The sequence below is a fragment of the Nostoc foliaceum FACHB-393 genome, from assembly GCF_014698505.1.
In the GTDB taxonomy this organism is placed as follows: Bacteria; Cyanobacteriota; Cyanobacteriia; order Cyanobacteriales; family Nostocaceae; genus Nostoc; species Nostoc foliaceum_A.
The window spans coordinates 1-1,557 of record NZ_JACJTD010000176.1 but is presented as its reverse complement, the minus strand read 5'-3'; the positions used below and the strand labels follow the sequence as shown (position 1 = coordinate 1,557).

Annotated in this window: 2 protein-coding genes; both read right to left on the bottom strand. The window is 39.9% G+C overall.

Annotated features, from left to right (window positions below; translation table 11 throughout):
* Positions 1–81 precede the first annotated feature (81 nt).
* Positions 82–1,107: an AAA-like domain-containing protein gene (locus H6G92_RS38725; RefSeq protein ID WP_190902140.1), complete on the bottom strand. Its 1,026-nt coding sequence runs from the start codon at positions 1,105–1,107 to the stop codon at positions 82–84.
* A complete protein-coding gene (locus H6G92_RS38720) occupies positions 1,100–1,444 on the bottom strand; it encodes an AAA-like domain-containing protein (protein WP_190902138.1) in 345 nt (114 codons plus the stop codon). Before H6G92_RS38720 ends, H6G92_RS38725 begins: the two co-directional genes overlap by 8 nt.
* Positions 1,445–1,557: the final 113 nt, after the last annotated feature.

The following is a 1,557-nucleotide window of genomic DNA, read 5'->3' as shown; positions in this document are numbered from 1 at the left end:
TACAAGCTTTACGCGAACGCATCCAAGAGATATTCGACCAACTTACATTTGAGCAAGTAATTTCTGTCTCTTCTTATAACTTTATCTTGGAAGCTCTTTTCTATGCAGCTTCACATTAAATTGGTATAACTCACTCTGCTCTAAAGTATCATCTGCTATGAGGAGCGATCGCTCCTCAGCCAAACGGACTTGCTGATATAGTTCTAGTAAGTAACCTGCCCGTTGTTCATCCCGTAAAATCCTGGCTTGAATTGTTCGCAGATGTTCAGGTTCATCCTGTGATTCCCAACTTTCAATAATCCGTGACCTAACAACTTGCTCTACTGAACGAGGATTTTCTTCTTCCGATTCTTCAACCATGAACTGACAGAGCTTTTGAGTCAGAAATGGTTGTCCCCCAGTCCACTGCAAAATCTCCTGCATTATCGCCTGGGGATGACTGAATTTTTTACGTAAACCCTTTTCTAATGGTTCAGCCTCATGCAGTTGAAAACCCTTGAGAGAGATAGCTTTACCAATGTTAAACGGGGTACGCTGTTTATCTTCAATCAAATTAGTTGGTGATGCTACCCCCAATAAACAGAATGTGAGACGATTATATTCAGGGTTATCAACACGCTTGTTATAACAAGCACGAATCAGTGCAAAAAAGTCATCTGTAGGAAAATTCAGACTGAGTACGCTATCAATCTCATCAATAAAAATAACAATATTCTCTTGAACTTCAACAAGTAATACTTCTTCTAGAAACTTGCGAAATTGAGTTACTAATGAATTTAACTGATTCGCCTCCCACCAATCACCAAAATCTAAATCTAATCCAAAACTGTCAATGAGCGTATCAATTAAGTCTGCATACCATTGTTCGGGAGGGACATTCTGAATACCTCCAGCAGAAAGGTCAACGGTTGCACACTGTATGCCATCATCTCTCAATCGCTGCATGATTCGCACACGCAAGCTGGACTTTCCACTTTGGCGCGAATTTAGTACGTAACAAAACTTCCCCGCTTTCAGCCCTTCATATAACTGTGCATCAGCTTCTCGTATGACGTAGGTGCTGGCATTTTCAGGTAGACTTCCAGAGAATATGTATTGGTCAACCACGATTTACCGACTCCAAACGAGTTGAGAAGTACTGACGATACAAATCACAACCAGGAACGCAATCATTACTGGAGAGTTTTACTAACCCCAAGCTATATAACTTAAAGGTAACTTCAGTATCTAGCCTCACAGGTGCGTTCGTCATTACTACTTTTTTATACCCTATCTCAAGCTGGGAATTATGTTGTAAATGCCACAGTTGTTGTCGCAAGTGATTGCTGAAGATTCCTTGCTCTGTTGGCGCAAGTCTCAAGAGTTCTTCTAAGGTCACTTGCTGGCTTTTGAGATGGGCAATCGCAGATTGTACCAAGTAAGGATGCCCCCAGGGCAAACGCATCTTATTTACTAATAAAAACTAAGGGAGATTCCAAAATGACATAGATAATTGTAAAAATTGATGGAATGATAAATAAAATAAATCAAGTATTTTTAAAAATGTGAATTAGCTTA